Below are 19531 nucleotides of genomic sequence, written 5' to 3' on the forward strand. Positions count from 1 at the left end.
CAGAGCAATTTGACCAGGAGCGATTTTAAGGAAATGGTGAATCATTCCCTAAGTGTAAACCCGTAATAAACCGTTAAACCACCCCGATTAGGTATAAAACTGCTCTTCCGCGGTGTCTATTAATAAAAATTTGTATATTTAATGATCCTACCAACACCTGCCGCCTGTTTAGTTCCTCTATTCGTTAATCATTAAATCTTAACAATGGCAAGCAAAAAAAAGGCTGTCAAAAAGGCTCCTGTGAAAAAAGCCGCCACCAAAAAGGCCCCTGCCAGGAAGGCCGCCGTCAAAAAATCGGCTACTAAGGCCAAAGGAGTGATCGCACCGACTCCGGCCGTAGCTACCCTGCTCCGAAAACTGCAGATCCAGTTAGGCTCCAAAACCATTAAGTTCACGGCGAGGGACATCGCACAAGCCAGTTCATGTCTGAAAAGAACAGGTGTGATCAAGATCCAGTTCAAGGGTGTGTCTATCATCAATGAACCACCGGATGGCGGAACCCCTCCCGGACCAGTCGATTAGTAGTAACGAAAGTTCACAATTGGTCTTTCATGCATGATGTAAACAGGAATGCGGACATCCGTGTCGGCATAGCGTACAATCATTACCTGGATGCGTTGCAGGATAGTCAGATGGAAGGCTTCGATTACATCGAAGTTCCGTTTGAGCTCCTCAACTTCGATGGCAAACTTATTCATACCCTGAATAAGAAGCCCCTGGTATTGCATTGCGCCAGCTTATCGCTGGCAGGATATACCGCTGCCGACGAGCGGACGAAAACACAGTTGGCCCATTATATCAAAGAAACCAGGACACCCTGGCTGGGGGAGCATATTGCCTTTATAACCGGTGACCGGATCGATGATAATTATTACGAGGCCTATGCTGAAGGAGAGCCCTATAATATAGGGTATACCGTCAGCTCGGTCATGAATAAGGAATCCGTGGATAATATCATCAACAATGCCCGGATCAATGAGGAATATTTCCAGATCCCCATTATCATGGAGAATTCTCCCCTGTATTTTTCGCTGCCCGGCAGTACGATGAATCAAACGGAGTTCCTTTCCACGATCTGCCGGAATTCGGAGACCGAACTGCTGCTCGATCTGACGCACTGGTATATTTCATCCAAGAATTTTTCCTTCGATGCGAAAAAAGAATTGACCAGGCTACCCCTCGACCGGGTCGTCGAAGTGCATATCTCCGGCGTCTCTTTCGACGGGGAATCGCATTGGGACAACCACGCGGAAAAAGCCCCGGCGATCATTTTCGAATTGCTGGAGATATTGTTGAAGCATACCCGGCCCCAGGCTATTACCCTGGAATACAACTGGCATTCCAATTTCCCGTTATCCGTCCTGCAGGAAGAACTGACAAAAGTAAAAACCACTATTAGTAAATATTAATACCTTTCCATTGATTAGCAACAAATACATCCAATCCGTTTTAGCTAAAGCGATCGGAGATGCAAAATTCCTCGACTATCTGCAAAATGATAAAACCGCCGCCGGTCGTCTCCTTGGCAAGAACAAAGCGCTCTATGCCTCCATCCGGAAATTCAGTGCCTTTATCTGTAGGGTGCAGCATAATTTTATGTTGGGCGAATATCCCCTCACCTTTATGATGCTGGACAAATTCAAGATGAACCAGGCCGTATTTTCCGGTTATTTGACCCTTCATCAGGGTTTGAAACTAAAAAAAGCGCCCAACCTGGAAAAGGAAAGCCTCTTTACCCTTTACCTGACCAAATACCTGAGCAAACGTTCGGCCGTGATGTACAAATTGATGGCCGATACCCTGAACCATGAGTCCACCTTAAAAAGTCTGCGTTTCAGACAGCAGCATAATGTTCAGGATCTGCCCAAGGGCAAACGTCTCGAGTTCAATATCGATCTGCCTATTAAACCCATTGGGAATTATACCCTGCTCAATCTTCATTTTAATCCGCGGGAGATTTCCCTGATGAAAGAGACCGGGAAGAATCCCAGGTACCATTCAAAAGTGAGGACCTATTGTTACTGGCTGGAAAATGGTCAACGGGATGCCACCATTTTAGAGGCTGATCCGATCCTGGTCCAGGCCCTGCTGGGAATAAATGGAAAAAATACGGTCCTGACGCTCATGACCAAACTGGAAAAGAAACAGGAGATAGCGACCCTGCTGATCAATTTCCAGATGCTCTTTGATATGGATCTTATCTTTTTTGCAAAGAAAGCCGTGAAGACCCGATCGGAAAGGGGCGCTGGCAGTATAGACTGAAGACCCGATAAACTGGCTGAATAGTTATTTATGGAAATACTCCTGGTAGATAACTTATTGTTAAAACAGGAAAATAATATCCGCGAGATGGAACTACAGCCCCATTTGGGTTTGATCTCGCTGATCGCCGTCCTGGAAAAAGAAGGATATGGAGCCAGTCTCTATGATCCCAAGCTGGCTATTGCCAAAGGCGAATTGTCCATCGACCGGGATCTATACAGAAATATCGCCCGCCGGATATTGGACATGGTCCCCGATATTATAGGGTTTACTTCCCTGGGCTGCAATTTTATCTGCACCCTGAAGATTGCACACTATGTCCGGCAGGAACGGCCGAACATTCCCATTTTGTTAGGGGGACCACATGCCACTGTCTTACATGCCGAGATCATGGCGCAATTCCCGGATTTTGATATTATCGTCAGAAATGAGGCGGAGGGAAAGATCATTCCGATCATAGAAGCTATAGCTGAAGGACTACATGCCGGGAAAAGAGACATGACCAAACTCCATGGGATCGAGGGAATAAGTTTCCGGGAGAAGGGAAGGATTATCTCCACCTCCGGAGCAAGCACGATCCACGATCTTAGCCAGCTCCCTTTTCCGGCCTATCATGCCTATCCCATCGAAAAACTACATATAAAAAAGTTGCGGGTGGAAGCGGGTAGGGGATGCCCTTTTTCCTGTACCTTTTGTTCCACCGCCTCCTTTTTTGGACGCAGTTACCGGTTAAAATCGGCCGCGACCCTTTCCCGGGAATTGACTCACCTGCATTTGACTTACGGAATAAAGGAATTCGGTCTTAGCCATGATCTGTTCACGGTCAATGAAACGAAGGTCCGGGAGTTCTGCCGGGAAATTGCGTCCAAAAAATTCCAATGGACCTGTTCGGCCCGGATGGATTGTGTCAACAAGGATTTGTTGACCGTTATGAAAAAGGCTGGTTGTAAGGCCATCTTTTATGGTATCGAAACCGGTTCTCCCACCATGCAGCGGATATCCAAAAAGAAACTGGATCTCTCCTTGTTTCACGATACCCTTCGTTATACGTTGGAACTCGGGATCCGACCCACACTTTCTTTTATCGCAGGTTATCCGGAAGAAACCAAACAGGACCTGGATGATACCCTGGATCTGCTTGGTTCCTGTTATACTTATCATTATCCTACGGACATCAATCTGCAATTGCATCTGCTGACTCCGGAGCCAGGGACAGCCCTGATCCTGGAGCATAAAGACAAACTGAGGTTTGATAATTATATCAGCGATTTTAATTTCCCGACCCTGGAAGACGATGATCCGGCCATTATGCAACAGAACCCGGCCATCTTTATGAACCATCATTATTATGAAGCTGTCCTGCCGAGGGAATTATACATTCTTACCACCTCTTTATTTGGCGCCCTTCGTCCATTGGGAGCTACGGTTTGTAAATACCTGCTCAGTTTTTATAATGGTTCCCTGCATCAGCTGAATGATGCCGTTTATGCCTGGGCAACCAAGATGAATATCGGGAAGATCACGATAGGAATTTTTGGTCAATACCTGGTTCGGCAATTCGGGAAGGATAGTATCATCGTATCCCTCACCCGTTGGCGCTATGAAGTTGATCATCTTAAAGGACAATTATTTTCCAGTGAATACCATACAAAAGTTAGGGAGGATGGCAATAGTGCCATCCAAGGCTCTGCGGGTAAGGATAATTTTGTCTCCAAACCTAATTCAGACCAAAACCCGGGTTTCAGCCTGATCCGACAGATTCATCCCTGTCCGCAGATCCTGCGATTACTGGAGGAAGGGAAAAAGATCCCAGCCCGCTTAATCAGCAAAAGAGAGGATATCCTTGTCCAGGTAGTAGAAGACAAACGGGGAAAATGCCGGGTAGAGACTTATTATCCCGATAAGGAAATATTACGATTGATCAAACCCATTGAAAAGAAAATTCTGTCCCGGGCAGACAAAGAATTTTGTTAATTTATGCCGAAACAAACGACTGCTGCCGCAACAAAAAAAAATGTTTTCGATCTGATAGAGGGCTATTATATTTCTCATTTGATACTGTACCTGCACAAAAAGGGGTATTTGGATCCGGACCAGAAAAAAAGGACAGTTAGTTTTGCCCGAATGTCCCGACAGGATAGTACCCTGCTGCAGATCATGACCGACCGGACAGATATCATTCTTAAAGTCGGAACAGACGGCTTTGCACTGAACCCGGCTTATAGTTCTTATAACGATCTGGCCTTTCCTATCGATAAGTTCTTAGGGGCCTATGGAAAATTCTCCCTTCCGGGATCGGTACCCCGGATCAAACTAAATCCGCTGTCCTTTTCCCGGGCCTTTGAAAAGGCGCATGCCGGCAATGACCAGGTAAAAATGCTGGGTCTGCTCGCGGACCTGGGGGCAAAGAATATCCTGGATCTGGGTTGTGGCCCCAGCCGACTGATCGAATTGTTCTGTGAGAAAGACCCCGGCCACCGGGGATTTGGGATAGACCAGAACAAACATCTTGTCTCCGGCGCCAATGGCCGTATCCGAAAGAAAAAATTGTTTAACCGGGCCCGATTGATCCGGGGAGACGTGCATGATTTTGGTAGTTTACTGAATCCCGATGAACTCCGGTCTATCGATGTGGTGATTGCCTCCAATATCCTCAACGAATTTTTTGAAGACGACAAACGACTTCTGCGCCTGCTCAAAAGGTTGCGGTCCTCTTTTAAAGGCAAGACCTTGATCGTGCAGGATTATTATGGTGTCTTGAATACGCGTAGAGCGGAAGGTGCACTATACCAGCATACGGTGGTACATGATATGGTTCAATTATTTACCGGGCAGGGTATTCCACCCGGAGACCATGAGGGCTGGCAAGCCTATTATGAAAAGGCGAACTGTACCCTTGTTCAGGTCAATAACGGATCTTCGGATGGGATCAGCTGGTTCGTTCACCTGGTGCAGCTGGGCTAAGAATACTTTTGTCTATTAACCTGTCGGTTTAAACGGTCGATATGAAAAATAACAACCACGCAAATTTTTCGGTAGAAGGAGGTACCCTGGTCGCCAACTTTACCCTAAGCCTGCCTTCCCGCCGGTTTAAAAAAGCCAATTACCTGGTTTTGCCCAATTTCCTTTCCCCAAAGGAATTGGAGGCCTTGTTTGCATTTACCCTGCAAAAAGAAAAAGAATTACTGCCCTCGAAAGTCTACAAAACCGGAACAGGGAATGGACAGATAGACCGCAGCTTTCGCCGATCAAAAGTTCTTACCGCTCCTGCAGAATTCCGGACCTTGTTCACCAATAAGATCCTGAAGAAGCTGCCCCTGATCCTGGAGAAGTTGACGATAAAGGAATTTGCCGTTGATCATATCGATGCCCAGATCACCGCTACCAACGATGGCGAATTCTTTAAATCGCATACGGATAATGGCAGTCCGTTGCAGAAACGGCGACAAATATCCTATGTGTTCTATTATTACAGCGAGCCCAAGCCTTATACCGGTGGGGAGTTGCGTTTATATGAACCGGTGAAGGCAATGAAAAAAACAGACTCCCAAAAGACGGGTGCTGTCGAATCCCAACCTGAAAAGACATTTAAGACGATTGTTCCTGTTCAGAATTCGATCGTCTTTTTTGATAGCGGCACCTTACATGAGGTCGCCAAGGTCAAATGTCTCTCCCGGGAATTCAGGGATAGCCGGTTTACGCTGAATGGTTGGATTTATAAATGATGTCGACTATGGAATGGGAGAAAAAAGGTTACCTGGTCCTGCGGAAGCTCATACCTAAGGATCTTTTAAAAATTGTTGCGGACTATCTTGTCTTTCAATCCCGGATCGGGGAGCTGGAAAACGACGGTATTTCCAAATTTGCCCGTTATGGCGATAGCCTGACAGAGGCCCTGTTGCTCCATTGCCTGCCCATAGCAGAAAAACAATGCGGCAAAAAACTATTCCCTACCTATTCCTATGCCCGTATTTACCAGAAAGGAGATCTCCTGAAACCACACCAGGATAGGGAAGCCTGTGAGTATAGCCTGACGATCCCCATTGACTACCAGGCCCAAGCCCTTTGGCCCCTATACCTGATCAAAGGCGTAGGACGGACACGAAAGAAAATACCGATTCGCCTGGATAAAGGGGATCTTTTGCTGTATAAAGGCTGTGCTATCATACATGGACGGGATGCTTTTCCCGGAACCAGTTGGACCCAGGTATTTCTTCATTATGTAGATGCAAAAGGGCAGCATGCCAACTGGAAATTCGATACACGGAAGCGGATTGGGGACCGTTGGCCGACCTCTACGGCAACGGTTCTCAAAAAAATATAAACAATTTATAAAAATAGTTGCTTTTGGACTAGTTCGATTGGATGGTTTTGGTGTTTTTATATGTGGGCTACCATTGATTAATAACATACTTAGGTTTGCCAGACTAAGCAGAGCCTTTACCTTGTTTAATTGACTATTGACAAAGGGTGTATCTTTTTCCTGAGGGAAGGGGGTACGCCTTATTTTTTTTGGAGTTGGAACTACTCATTTATCCCAAATAACGGCCATGGGAAAGGGCTTTAAAATACGCCAGACGTATTCGTGTTTAGTAGTAAACCCTTAGGCCGGATGAAAAGGTTTTGAGAAAAGGATTCAAAAAATTGGAAGTTTAAATAAAACTTCTACATTCGCCCTACCGTAGCCTATCTGTATTCTTTACCCCTAATTAATAAACACCTGACCATGAAATCAACTAATTTACGAGCAATCGGCTTGCTATATAGCCGGGCGCATACTTCCTGTTTCGCCTCGTCCGACCGGACACCAATTCCACTTCTGTTTTAATTTTTTCCTGATTTTATTTAACTGAACTGATACAATTTGTATTGGTAATGCTATGACTATTTTATACAAAATAACCATAGGCCTTTTTATGGGCCTGATATTCTGCCAAAGCCTGTCCTATGGCCAATCTGGTGAAGAACCTGCTTCGGGAAAGTTGACGGGGTTTCCTTTCCGGTTATTGGACAGGATTCATCATAAGACTGCGGGCCTGAATGATCAACTTACCTGGCAGACGGAAAAATACCTGGCGCGTTTGGCAAAACGTGAGGCCCGCATGCAAAAAAAATTATACAAGATTGACTCAACGGCAGCTAAAAATTTATTTTCAAATTCGCAGTTGGAATATGCGGATCTGGCCCGAAAACTTCGTCAGGATACAGGCAGCCGTTCGATGTCAAACGGCGGGGAATATCAACCGTATACGGATTCTTTAAAAGGGAGTCTGGCATTTCTGCAAAAGAACCCGCAATTGCTTGTATCGAAAGGAACTGCCTTGGTACAGCTGCAAAACTCAGTCGGGGAGTTGCAAGCCTTACAGGCAAAGCTCCAGGATGCGGACCAGATCAAACAATTTATCAGGGAGCGCAAAGAACGGATCGGGCAATGTCTTAGTAAGTTTAATAATCTGCCTGCCAGCCTGAATAAGGACGTACAGGGAATGGGGCGTGAATTAACATACTATTCCCTGCAGGTTAGGGAATACAAACAGCTCCTGAATTCTCCTGACGCTATGGAGCAGAAAGCCCTGTCTCTTCTGAATAAATTGCCGGCCTTTCAGACATTTATGAAAGAGAACGGAGCCCTCGCCGGATTATTCAATTTGCCTGGTAATTATGGAGACCCGCAGGCCTTGGTTGGGTTGCAGACACGCACGCAGATAAATCAGCTTATCCAAAGCCAGGTAGCAACAGGTGGCGCAGGAGGGGCGGCGGCTCTGCAGGGTAATCTGCAATCCGCCCAAAGCCAATTGGATGGCTACAAGGATAAATTAAACAAATTGGGTGGCGGGAGCGGTGATATCGATATGCCAAACTTTAAGCCGAATGATCAAAAAACAAAAACCTTCTTAAAAAGACTGGAATTTGGCGTAAACTTCCAGACTTCGCGAAATAACCAATATTACCCGACGGTAGCCGATCTGGGCGCATCAGTTGGTTATAAACTCGGTGGAGGAAATATTGCGGGATTGGGATTTAGTACAAAAATTGGCCTGGGCAATGGTTGGAATCATATTGCCTTTACAGGAAACGGTCTATCCGTCAGATCCTTTCTGGATATAAAAGTAAAAGGCAGTTTCTTTCTTTCGGGAGGGTTGGAATTCAACCGAACCACTCCCTTTTCTTCCGTCCGGCAACTGCGTGAAATGAATTATTGGACAAGGTCAGGGTTGCTGGGCGTTAGTAAGACTGTTTCCGTAAAAAGCCGGGTGTTTAAGAAGACGAAGCTAAGTCTGCTTTGGGATTATCTTAGTTATTCCCAAAAACCAAATACTCAGGCTATTCTGTTTCGCGTCGGCTATAATTTTTAAGTGTTAATAATAAATTTCATGTATATGTCTATCCGGATCAAAGTAATGAAAGCTATTTTCCTGCTGCTTTGCTTTTTTTATACTGGTATTGTTTTTCCTCAGACCGTTGGGGTTGATCCACAGAATGTACCCACTATTTTCCCCCCCTCTCCCAATGCTGCCTCTCTCGGTATTTATGGACAAATACCTGTCTCCCTGTTTAATGGTCTTGCCCAGATAAATATTCCGATCGGGAACCTTTCGGTTAATGAGGCCAATTTTGATATCAGCTTGAATTATCATGGCGGTGGGATCAGACCGGATCAACATGCCGGATGGACGGGCTTGGGATGGGATTTAAATGCCGGCGGGGTTATTACCCGGAAAATGAATGATGGTATGGATGAATTCCTTACTACGCCTGAAATACCGAGCACAAAGTATGGGTACTATTATAATTATTTCCTTGGTGACACCAGCAATTGGTATTCAACTGCCCTGCTTAATTATAGTAACCCAATGCAAAATTTTGCCCATCCTTCTGCTGATGAGTTCATATTCAATTTTGGAAAATATTCAGGTTCCTTTTTTTATAATCATAAAGGTAAATGGCAGGTAAAATCTACTGACCCTATATCTTTAAAGGTCCAGGAAGAATTAAAGGATGATTTTAGTCTGGCTTCTTCCCCTTATGGCAGGGGGCCGATTATACTTAAACGGATATTTTACAAGTTCACCCTCACAACACCCGACGGATGTAAATATATATTCGGGGGAACCCCGGAATCAATAGAATTCACCAGGGATGCAGGAGAATCGCCATTTGGGGATGGTTATCATGCGAATGTCGTTGCTTCATCCTGGAATTTAACAAAGGTCATCACCAGTAAAGGGCAGGAAATTACCTTTATTTATGAGCGCGATGGGATAAACGCAACAGTATCTTCCAACCTGGTGAGATATCACTACAAGAATGGTGTAGCACAGGACGAGGATGCTGTTTCCCTCAATCAAAAAAATTGCAGTATCATTAACCCCTCGTACCTGACGACCATTATTGCGCCAAATCAAACGATTGCTTTTTCGAGATCGATTAGTAATGAATTGCTTTATTCCTATGAAGCCTTATTAAAACCATCGGATACTTATGAAGACTTAACCCGCTCCGAAAGCTCGGTTGATATAGAGAACGATATTCACTGGATGAAATTAGATTCTATATCCTTTTATTCTACAGATCCCGGGTTTTTAAAAAAAATAGCCTTTTATTACAAGGAACAGCCGACTTCCCGGTTAAGGCTGGATAGTATAAAAGAAATTGGTTCCACAGGGATTACCAAGCCTTCCTATCAATTTACTTATGATGCTACACCACTTCCCGCTTATAATGTTCAACAGTTGGATCATTGGGGCTATTACAATGGCAGAAATTTCTTTGCTTTAAATCCCAGAAATAATATCGCCGACTATGTCAAAGGGGATATTCCTGCCTATACCACAAGCCGAAATTCAGATCTGACCCTTATGCGGGCGGGTATCCTTACCTCCATAAAATATCCGACGGGAGGAACGACTACGCTGCAATACGAACCACATGAGTATGCTAAGATAGCCAAACGATTCCCTTTTGTTGTTTCCGATACGAATGCGAATGTACCCTGTGGAGGCTTACGAATTAGAAAGATCATAAATTCAGATGCTCTGGGCAATGCAGCAACTACCAAAGAATACAAATATGTCCTTAATTACAATAGCGGAGGGAACGTTTCCAGCGGCATTTTAGCTGGTTATCCGCAATACCTGGATGAGGGCCAGTTAACAGGTATGGCCGGAACAACGACCTATTGGTATTGGTATGATTTCTCGATAGAGCCGATGAGTTTTACCGATGGTAATCATATAACCTATAGTGAAGTGTCGGAAAAGTTGAACGATGGGAGTTTTACGATCTATAAATTTGCCAATCACAATTCTCCGCAAAGCATGGATACTTCTTCGCTGATGGGGATCTATAGTGCAAATTTGCAATGGAATCTGGACCCGAATACCAGTAAGGCCCTGGAGAGGGGTAAGTTATTGGATAAAAGGGATTACAATGCGTCCGGTATTTTACTGAAAAAGACAAATTATGAATATGATACGAGTTCTACTAAATATAACGAGGCTATCCGAATGGTAAATTTACGGACAAGAACTTTTGGTGATGGGAATGACCGTAGAGTCACTTCCTATTTAATTTATACATATCCACGGTTCCTGACCAAAGAAATTGATACGATCTGGGATCAGAATGGTGGCAACCCATTAAGAACGGTTCAAAGTCACCAATATAACGGGTATCGGTTAAAAGCCATCGATTCCAGCGGAAATAGTATGGGCGATACCCTGAAAGTAACCTATAAATATCCGTTTGATATGATTCCGGGAAGTGACCCTACCGGCATATATCAAAAGATGGTGGACAGCAACCTTATTGAACCTGTGATAGAACAACGAAAGTTTCTGAACGGTACCCAGATCAACCTGGTCAGAACAAATTATTATTCACCGTTTACAAAGATATATGTTCCGCAAACCGTAGAAGTGCAGAACAAGAGTTTCCCTGTCGAAACAAGATTGCGTTACCAGGCCTATGATGGGAAAGGGAATATAGTTGGAGTTTCCAAGGAAAATGACCTTCCTGCCAGTTATATCTGGAATTATTCCCAAATGCTGCCTGTCGCAGAAGTTAAGAATGCCTTGCCGGCTGATATCGCCTATACCAGCTTTGAAAGCGACGGAACAGGGAATTGGAATGCTTATACTGGGACCATTTCAACAGCTGCGGCAGGTAACCTTCCTCCCACAGGAAATAAATATTACAATCTTACTCCTTCTGTTGTTCTTATTAAAACCGGACTCACTGCTGCTAAAACCTATATAGTTTCTTACTGGACAAAGAATAGCGTGGCTTTTACCATTCCCGGGGCGATTAGCGGATATCCGAAGCAAGGTAAAACCATTAATGGATGGACTTATTTTGAACACCAGGTTACCGGGCAAACTTCTGTTACGCTCTCGGGTACCGGAACTTTGGATGAGGTACGGTTATACCCGAATACTGCCCAAATGACAACTTATGCTTATTTTCCGGTAATTGGTACAAGCAGCATTTGCGATGTTAATAATAGGATGACTTATTATGAGTATGATGGATTAAGCAGATTAAATCTGGTTCGAGATCAGGACTGGAATGTAATAAAAAAAATCGGATATAAATTTTATAACCAGCCCGGTGATGGTGAATTTTCAAATTCTCAGCAAACTTTTTCTGCAACAAAATCGACTTGCCCTATTGGACAATCGGGTAGCTTGGTAACCTACATCGTTCCGGAAGGCAAGTATGTTTCCACCAAGGGCAAGGCATACGTGGATTCACTCGCCGGGGCCGATGGAAACGCCAATAAGCAGACTTATGCCGACAATAACGGGTTTTGCACGGCACTCCCGGTTACGGTAACTATATCCGGCTATAATGGAGGAAGTGTTATTGTTTATTTCCGAAGTGCTTCCCATACCTATCATATCCAGGCGGGCGGGGGAAATTCATTGATAACCATTCCCTGGGATACCTATAACATTACCTGTGAAGTGAAATCTGGGAGCAAAATAACTTTCAGCCTTAACGGAGTACTAAAAACAGACAGCTTCGCTATTTATAATAATGTAGATATCCATTCTGCCTCTTCGATCCTGATGGGAGTATATGGAAATACAATACAAACGATTACCAAACAAAGAAGTAACTGCAACGCGGGTGAACTCCCTTCATCGGTGACGTATACCGTACCGGCTAATACTTATGTTTCAACGTTATCCCTGCCCGATGCCAATACCCAGGCGATAAATGTTAGCCAGACGGCCGCTCAGAATTATGCCAATGCCAACGGGACCTGTACCGTCATACCCACCACGACCAGTATTATATATACCAATGATCTGGCGAAGAAGGTAACGCTTACGTTAACCAATGTTTCCACAAGTGTGGTATATACGTTTACGTTGAATATTACCAATACCCCCACCACTGCCGGCTCGGTTCCGACTGGGAACTATAATGTAATAATGACAGCGAATGGACCATCAACTTCTTATTCCATAAACTCATATGTCCAGAATATACCCGATACAGACCTGAATTTGACGAATATTCCGTTGAATACGGCTACTACGACTGTAGCAGCCCATAGGTGACAGGATAGGTATCAAGCAGAGAAAAGACATTAAATCATTTCATACATAATCAAAGTTTATGTACAAGCCCAGAGAAGCATCACTTTTTATTTTTTTCATATTGGTGGCAAATTTTTTTAATGCCCTTTTTGCGCAAACATTACCGCCTGCCTACCCCCTGACTTCTAAGGTAAATTATGTCCGGACATGGGAAGCGCAGGCCCCGCAAACAGACCCGAGTAAGATTACTTATCTTTCTCCAATCGATAGTTTTGTAATGGTCACCCAATATCTTGATGGATTAGGTAGACCTGTACAGAGCGTTACCAAGCAGTCCAGTCCGAATAGAAAGGATTTGGTTGTGCCTGTGGTTTATGATTCCCTTGGCCGGGAACAATATAAGTACCTTCCTTTTATAGCCAATGCTACCGGAGGGAATACCTTAATCTCCGATGGGCAGTTCAAATTCAATCCCTTTCAGCAGGATTCAGCCTTCAACCAGGCACAATATGCCGGGGAAACCTATTACTTTAATGAGGTAAAAATAGAGTTATCTCCATTAGCGAGGGTAATGAAAACTTATGCTCCTGGTAATAGCTGGGCAAAAAGCAGTGGGAACAGACCTTCAGAACAACAATACATGACCAATACATTAAGTGATTCTGTGCGGATCTGGTCTATTTTATCAACATCCGGTAGTATTCCTACTACCGGAAAAATGTATGCTGCGGGTCAATTATTTAAGAATATATTCATCGACGAACAAAACCATCAATCCATTGAATATAAGGATAAGGATGGTCGGGTTGTACTTAAAAAAACACAATTATCCAATACCCCGGGCACAGCTCATATCGGCTGGCTAAATACGTATTATATATATGATGAATTGAATAACCTAAGGTTTGTGCTCTCACCCAAGGCAGTCGACTTAATCAACACCGGTACGATGCTATGGGGTTTAAGCCAGACCATTGCAGATGAACTCTGTTTCCGGTATGAATATGATGGCAGAAATCGGATGAGCGTCAAAAAAGTTCCTGGTGCAGGAGCGGTCTGGATGGTTTATGATGTAAGGGACCGTTTGGTTATGACCCAGGACTCGGCATTGCGTATCCAGGGAAAATGGCTGGTTACCGAGTACGATAGTTTAAACAGGCCGGATAGTACTGGATTGATGACCGATTCCCATAACCAGACCTATCATCAGAACCTTGCGGGAGTAAGTATCAATTACCCCCTGGTTGCCTCTTATAATTATCAATTGTTGACGTTGACTTATTATGATAACTATAACTGGATGAACGGTCTGGGTCTTCCAATAAGTTCAACGCTGAATACGACGAACAATTCGAATAGTAGCTATTTTAATACCTCCTACAATACGGCTCCTGCCTATTCAGTGCCTATCGCGGATTATGGCTTAACAAGGGGGCAGGTGACAGGAACCAGCACCAGGGTACTCCCAACAGGGGGCCAATTCCTACCCTCTGTTTTTTTCTACGATGATCGTGGCAGAACGATCCAGACCCAGAAAATAAATATAAGCAACGGCTGGGATATCATTACTACCCAATACAATTTTATTGGGAAGCCCTTGCGCAATCTACTGGTTCACCGGAAAAATGGTCTTCCGGCGGCACAGACGCATACTATATCGACCAAGATCAATTATGATGCAGGTCTTCGGGTGAAAGGAATCTGGAAAAATATTGATGGAGCTGCTTCGGATCAGCTGATTGACACCATGCAATATAATGAGTTGGGCCAACTCCGGGCAAAATACCTGGGTAATAATATTGACAGCCTTATTTATGAATATAATATTCGGGGATGGCTTACGGGAATTAATAAAAAGTTCGTCGCGGGGACTTCGACCAATTATTTCGGTATGGAACTAGGATATGATAAATCGACTACCGCTCCCGGAACCACCACTTTCCCGAATCTGGCTTATAATGGCAATATCGCCGGTACGATATGGAAAAGTGCGGGAGACGGGATTAACCGGAAATACGATTTTACCTACGATAATGTCAATAGGCTGACGGGAGCTTTCTTTTTGCAAAATACTACCGGGTCAACATGGGATAGTACTTTAACCAATTTTACGGTGAACGGATTGAGTTATGATGCAAATGGGAACATATTATCCCTGAAACAGAAAGGTTTTAAAGTAGGAGGTTCTGCCACGATTGATTCCCTGGTCTATTCGTATATGAATGGTGGCCAAAATAACAAATTGCAGAAAGTGATCGATGGGGCTAATGATTCGACCTCGAAGCTGGGTGATTTTCACTATAATGCTTCCACCAAAGGAACTACGGATTATGCTTATGATGGAAATGGAAATATGTACAGGGATAATAACAAGGGGATTGATACTATTATCTATAATCATCTCAATCTTCCCCAACAAGTTCATATTAAAGGGAAAGGTAATATTATTTATACGTACGATGCCTCCGGCAACAAGTGGAAGAAGGTTGTAATGGACAGTTTAGCCAAACATGCAAGCACCACTTTGTATATTGAAGGGTTTGTATATCAGCATAATGATACCATTACCAGCCCTGCAAGCGGCATCGATACTTTGCAGTTCATGGCGCATGAAGAGGGAAGAGCCAGATGGGCCTTTCATAAATATACCACCGTACCTTCTGCATATGGATGGGAATATGATTTTATGGAAAAGGATCACCTGGGAAATACGAGGGTGTTATTAAGCCAGCAGAAAGATACCGCCCAATATTTAGCTACGATGGAAGGGGCATACCGGAATACCGAAAATGCTTTATTCTATAATATCCCCGGTACAAGTGTTGCCCGTACTGCTGCTTCAGGATATCCTGCGGACCTCACGGTAACCAGTCCCAATGATAGTGTGGCCAAATTAGATGGCGTTTCCAAGAAAGTGGGACCGGGTATTATCCTTAAAGTAATGAGTGGTGATTTTGTGAAATTGGGGGTTCAGTATTATTTTACCGGCACGGGTACAGATGGCTCTAATCTCTCTGCCTCAGATCTGCTTACTTCCCTTGCCACGGGTATCGTTTCGCTAACCGGCGGAGCCCACGGCTCTTTGTCCGACCTGACAGGAGCGGGAAATCCCTTATCAGCTGTCCTTACCAGCTTCCTTACTACGAAAAATTCAACGCTTTCTGGTAAACCTACGGCCTATCTAAACTGGATCCTCCTGGATAATCGGTTCAATTATGTTAGCACGTTTGGGCAAAGCGGAGCACTTCCTGTTTTGGCAGGGGGCACAAATGGCGGTATTCTCCAGGATAAACTGGCAAATCCAGGGATTCCGATAAAAACTAGTGGATATTTGTATATTTACGTGAGTAATGCCACTTCCAACTGGCCGGTGTTCTTTGATAATCTTTGTGTAACTACATTTAGCGGTCCGATGCTGGAAGAAAATCATTATTATCCATTTGGACTGACCATGGCCGGGATATCCGATAAGGCACTGAAGACGCAATACGCTCAGAATAAATACAGATACAACGGGAAGGAACTGCAGAACCAAGAATTCAGCGATGGGACGGGATTAGAAGAATATGATTATGGAGCAAGGTTCCAAGACCCACAGTTAGGGGTTTGGCATAATATAGATCCGAAAGCCGATCAGATGCGAAGGTTCTCCCCGTATGTATATGCCTTTGACAATCCTATTCGTTTTATTGATCCGGATGGAAAGGCTCCGGACTGGATCGTGGGCACTGATGGGAAGGCTGTTAGTTATCAAATTGACAAAGACGGCAAAGTAAGTTGGTCATCGAATGCTTCTGCCGATGTTCAACGCGTGGGAAATGAGATGGCAAAGAGCGATGTAGGTAGGCAGGTGTTAAGCGATATGAAAGATTCCAAAACGGCTATTACGGTTAATGTTGATAATAAAACCATAAAAGATGATGGTACTTATACAAGAGCTCAAACAAATTATGGCAAAGATAAAGACGGCAACCCCACTGCAACAATTTCTATTCATGAAGGAAGTATAATTGATCTGAAAGAGTATGTAACAGATAGGGGGACATTGCCAATAGGTGATAAAGATGTTCCTGCGAATCAAGTGACAACTAATGATATTATAGGTAGTGAAGGTGTACATGAAGGCACACATGTGACAGATAAAAATTCAAACAATACTGACGGAGGCAAGAGAACGTATGAACAAAAAGAACAAAAGCCAAATGAAAATCAGGGAAAACATATTGACGCAGTTATTAAAGCAAAAACAGAAGAAAAAAACCATAGCTAGTCTGATGAATTATAAAATAATTTTACCTGTTTTTCTTATTTTAAGTAGCATTTCTTCAGTTGCTCAAATAAGCAGTGATATAAAAGACCATTTCTCTGACAGTATAGTGTCATCATATCTAGTGAAATTATATCCAAGTCTTGATGAAAATGTTTTAGGAAATGGAAGGAACTACAGGTATTTATCTTTTAGATTGCCGATAGAAAATAAATCTGATACGATTGAAATATTAAATTTCGGAGAAAATAGTACACATAGACCTTCTCTAATGTTAGTATTAATTGTATCAGGAAACTCAAGCTCAAAGCAGTTATTACTCGGGTTGGAATCATTAGAACTCGACCTTGCATCTATAAAGAACTTCTTTTTGCTTTATCCGGGGGTAAAGAAAAGGTACAAGCTTGAAATATTAGATATTTGGTTGCAATCGAGAAAAGGGGTAATAAAAACCGATTGTTACATACATTGATTTATTGTTGGTTAAATGGGTAAATCAATACAGCCTCCGAAAAGGTTTAGGGGCCTTTGCATTTTAGGAAGCGTGAGCCTTTTTTACTTTAAATTCACGCAGAGCCATATCGACGAGATTAAGGACGAACTTTTTACTCTTGTCGGGAATGTTTGAAATATCTTCCAACCGCTTTAGAGCCTGTTCATCCATTTCCATTTTCTTTGAACAGTATAAAATCCGAGCGCCAGCAAAACGGGGTTCGGGTTAAAAAGGGGTATGGTAGTTATTATCCATTTGGGCTGACCATGGCAGGGATTAGTGATAAGGCGCTGAAAGCACAATATGCCCAGAATAAATATCGTTTCAATGGGAAGGAGTTGCAGAGCCAGGAATTTGGAGATGGGTCCGGGTTGGAAGAATATGATTATGGAGCCAGATTTCAGGATCCGCAATTAGGGAGATGGCATAATATCGACCCGCTGGCTGATAAATCCAGGCGGTGGAGTCCTTACACCTATGCGGTGAATAACCCTATCCGGTTCATTGATCCGGATGGAATGGCAGAGGAATCTGTCCATGTGAATGGCCTAGGTGCAGTTCTGAGAAATTATAACGACGGGGATAATTCCGTTTTCTTACATTCTAATGAAACTACAGGGGAAGAAGTTGACAAGAAATATATAAATACCGACGGAAATAGTGCAGGGGGAAGGAAAATTGGCGAATTAGGCGGTAACATTAATATCAATCGGTTTTTCTCAAACCTAATGGTGTCGGATAGAATTGCTGCTAAGGGTCTTGGCATGATAAGTTGGGGTAATATGGTAAAGCAAGACGCCCCATGGGATCTAAAGGATGATTATAAGGGTAAAAATCCTACGATTTTTGGAGTTGCATGGAAATTCGACCTGGACGCAAAAAAAGCAGATCCAAACGCTGCAAATACGAGTTTTACATATGGTGCCTATAAATTTAGCAGTGCGGCAGATGTCGGAAATTATCATGCAGGTTATACGGGAACCTATGCTGGGGTTGATTATGATGCTCAATGGAAAGGTGCAGGGATTGCTGAAATATTGAAAAACAAAAAATATTTGCAGTTGATTAACCCTTCGACTTTTGCCTCACCTCCATATGGGGATAATCCAATTGATTACAAATGGAATACTCAGGGAATGACGGATGCTGCCAAACAACAGGGGAAAATCTTGCCAGCTAATTGGGCGGATTATAAGAAAATGTTTAATGAAGACTAAAGAGATAGAAAATAGTTTTAGATATGGTAAAACACATTGATATGCGTGCACCTATATGTATTGGTTTAAGTATTTTATTATTTGTTGGTTGCCAAAGTGATAGATCTAAGACCGGTGAACATTCTACTTTACCTTTGTGCGACCACCGTTTTTTTGTAGAGGTTTATACTATTAACGGTGGCGGGGCATTTGGAGGCGATCGTGTATCAGCTTACCTCACAGATTCTATAAATTTCAGAAAATATCTTGGTACATATATCAATAGCAATGAGAGTATAGCCACTGTATGCAAAGGGGACAGTCTTTATATTTATCGCACAATAACCGATGAATCCACACAAAAACCTAAAATAGTAAACACAACGATTTACAGTGCGGAAAATCTAAAGAAAAATAGGGAATTTGAATAAAATGTCTATAAAAAACCCTCAACTTTCATTGAGGGCAAATTACAACCTAGCCGATAAGTTCGTTTTATCGGTTATTATGCTCACTTCTATAATTTAATGGCTTTTCCGGATAAGGCTTTTCCGTTTAACGATACAGTATATACATAAATACCTGATGCCAGACTTGTGCCGTTAAAAGGTAAATTATAAGTGCCTTTCTTCTTATTTGCACTTTCGAGCGTAGCTACTTTGGTACCGCTGATCGTATAAAGTTCAATAAGTGAGATGTTTTAATTTATCCGGACAGTCAAGTTGCTTAAATTTGAACAACAATGACTGGAAAGAGCAAAAAAAGA

General features: G+C 43.2%; 14 protein-coding genes and 1 pseudogene. 14 read left to right on the forward strand and 1 reads right to left on the reverse strand.

What is annotated here, in order from left to right; genetic code table 11:
* Nucleotides 1-204: 204 nt before the first annotated feature.
* The 14 genes and pseudogenes from ACX0G9_RS26890 (at nt 205) to ACX0G9_RS26955 (ending at nt 19196) form a co-directional block, all read left to right on the forward strand.
* Nucleotides 205-522 (forward strand): hypothetical protein, encoded by a 318-nt coding sequence (locus ACX0G9_RS26890; RefSeq protein WP_459068069.1) that lies wholly within the window; start codon nt 205-207, stop codon nt 520-522.
* A gap of 29 nt (nt 523-551) precedes the next feature.
* Nucleotides 552-1409: a multinuclear nonheme iron-dependent oxidase gene (locus ACX0G9_RS26895; RefSeq protein WP_459068070.1), complete on the forward strand. Its 858-nt coding sequence runs from the start codon at nt 552-554 to the stop codon at nt 1407-1409.
* Between the two features lie 10 nt (nt 1410-1419).
* Nucleotides 1420-2262, forward strand: coding sequence for a hypothetical protein (locus tag ACX0G9_RS26900; RefSeq protein WP_459068071.1), 843 nt, complete (start codon nt 1420-1422; stop codon nt 2260-2262).
* 30 nt (nt 2263-2292) lie between these two features.
* Nucleotides 2293-4236, forward strand: coding sequence for a B12-binding domain-containing radical SAM protein (locus ACX0G9_RS26905; protein ID WP_459068072.1), 1944 nt, complete (start codon nt 2293-2295; stop codon nt 4234-4236).
* Nucleotides 4237-4239: 3 nt separating this feature from the next.
* On the forward strand, nt 4240-5226 hold the full coding sequence (locus ACX0G9_RS26910; RefSeq protein ID WP_459068073.1) for a methyltransferase domain-containing protein: 987 nt from the start codon (nt 4240-4242) through the stop codon (nt 5224-5226).
* 41 nt (nt 5227-5267) lie between these two features.
* Nucleotides 5268-5987, forward strand: a complete 720-nt coding sequence (locus ACX0G9_RS26915) for a 2OG-Fe(II) oxygenase (RefSeq protein ID WP_459068074.1) — start codon at nt 5268-5270, stop codon at nt 5985-5987.
* A gap of 8 nt (nt 5988-5995) precedes the next feature.
* Nucleotides 5996-6586 (forward strand): hypothetical protein, encoded by a 591-nt coding sequence (locus ACX0G9_RS26920; protein ID WP_459068075.1) that lies wholly within the window; start codon nt 5996-5998, stop codon nt 6584-6586.
* Between the two features lie 592 nt (nt 6587-7178).
* Nucleotides 7179-8618: a hypothetical protein gene (locus ACX0G9_RS26925; RefSeq protein WP_459068076.1), complete on the forward strand. Its 1440-nt coding sequence runs from the start codon at nt 7179-7181 to the stop codon at nt 8616-8618.
* Nucleotides 8619-8642: 24 nt separating this feature from the next.
* Complete coding sequence (locus ACX0G9_RS26930) at nt 8643-12830, forward strand: DUF5977 domain-containing protein (RefSeq protein ID WP_459068077.1); 4188 nt, start codon at nt 8643-8645, stop codon at nt 12828-12830.
* Between the two features lie 58 nt (nt 12831-12888).
* Nucleotides 12889-17079 (forward strand): DUF6443 domain-containing protein, encoded by a 4191-nt coding sequence (locus tag ACX0G9_RS26935; protein WP_459068078.1) that lies wholly within the window; start codon nt 12889-12891, stop codon nt 17077-17079.
* A 4-nt stretch (nt 17080-17083) separates the two neighbouring features.
* Nucleotides 17084-17548, forward strand: a complete 465-nt coding sequence (locus ACX0G9_RS26940; protein ID WP_459068079.1) for a hypothetical protein — start codon at nt 17084-17086, stop codon at nt 17546-17548.
* Nucleotides 17549-17835: 287 nt separating this feature from the next.
* Nucleotides 17836-18030: pseudogene (locus ACX0G9_RS26945) on the forward strand (hypothetical protein); the annotation flags it as partial.
* Nucleotides 18031-18087: 57 nt separating this feature from the next.
* Nucleotides 18088-18786, forward strand: a complete 699-nt coding sequence (locus tag ACX0G9_RS26950; protein ID WP_459068083.1) for a polymorphic toxin type 44 domain-containing protein — start codon at nt 18088-18090, stop codon at nt 18784-18786.
* A gap of 41 nt (nt 18787-18827) precedes the next feature.
* Entirely contained in the window at nt 18828-19196 is a 369-nt protein-coding gene (locus ACX0G9_RS26955; protein WP_459068080.1) for a hypothetical protein, read from the forward strand.
* A gap of 86 nt (nt 19197-19282) precedes the next feature.
* On the opposite strand, the gene ACX0G9_RS26960 is transcribed toward ACX0G9_RS26955, so the two are convergent.
* Nucleotides 19283-19462, reverse strand: a complete 180-nt coding sequence (locus tag ACX0G9_RS26960) for a T9SS type A sorting domain-containing protein (RefSeq protein ID WP_459068084.1) — start codon at nt 19460-19462, stop codon at nt 19283-19285.
* Nucleotides 19463-19531: the final 69 nt, after the last annotated feature.

This window comes from Flavitalea flava (genome assembly GCF_054461575.1).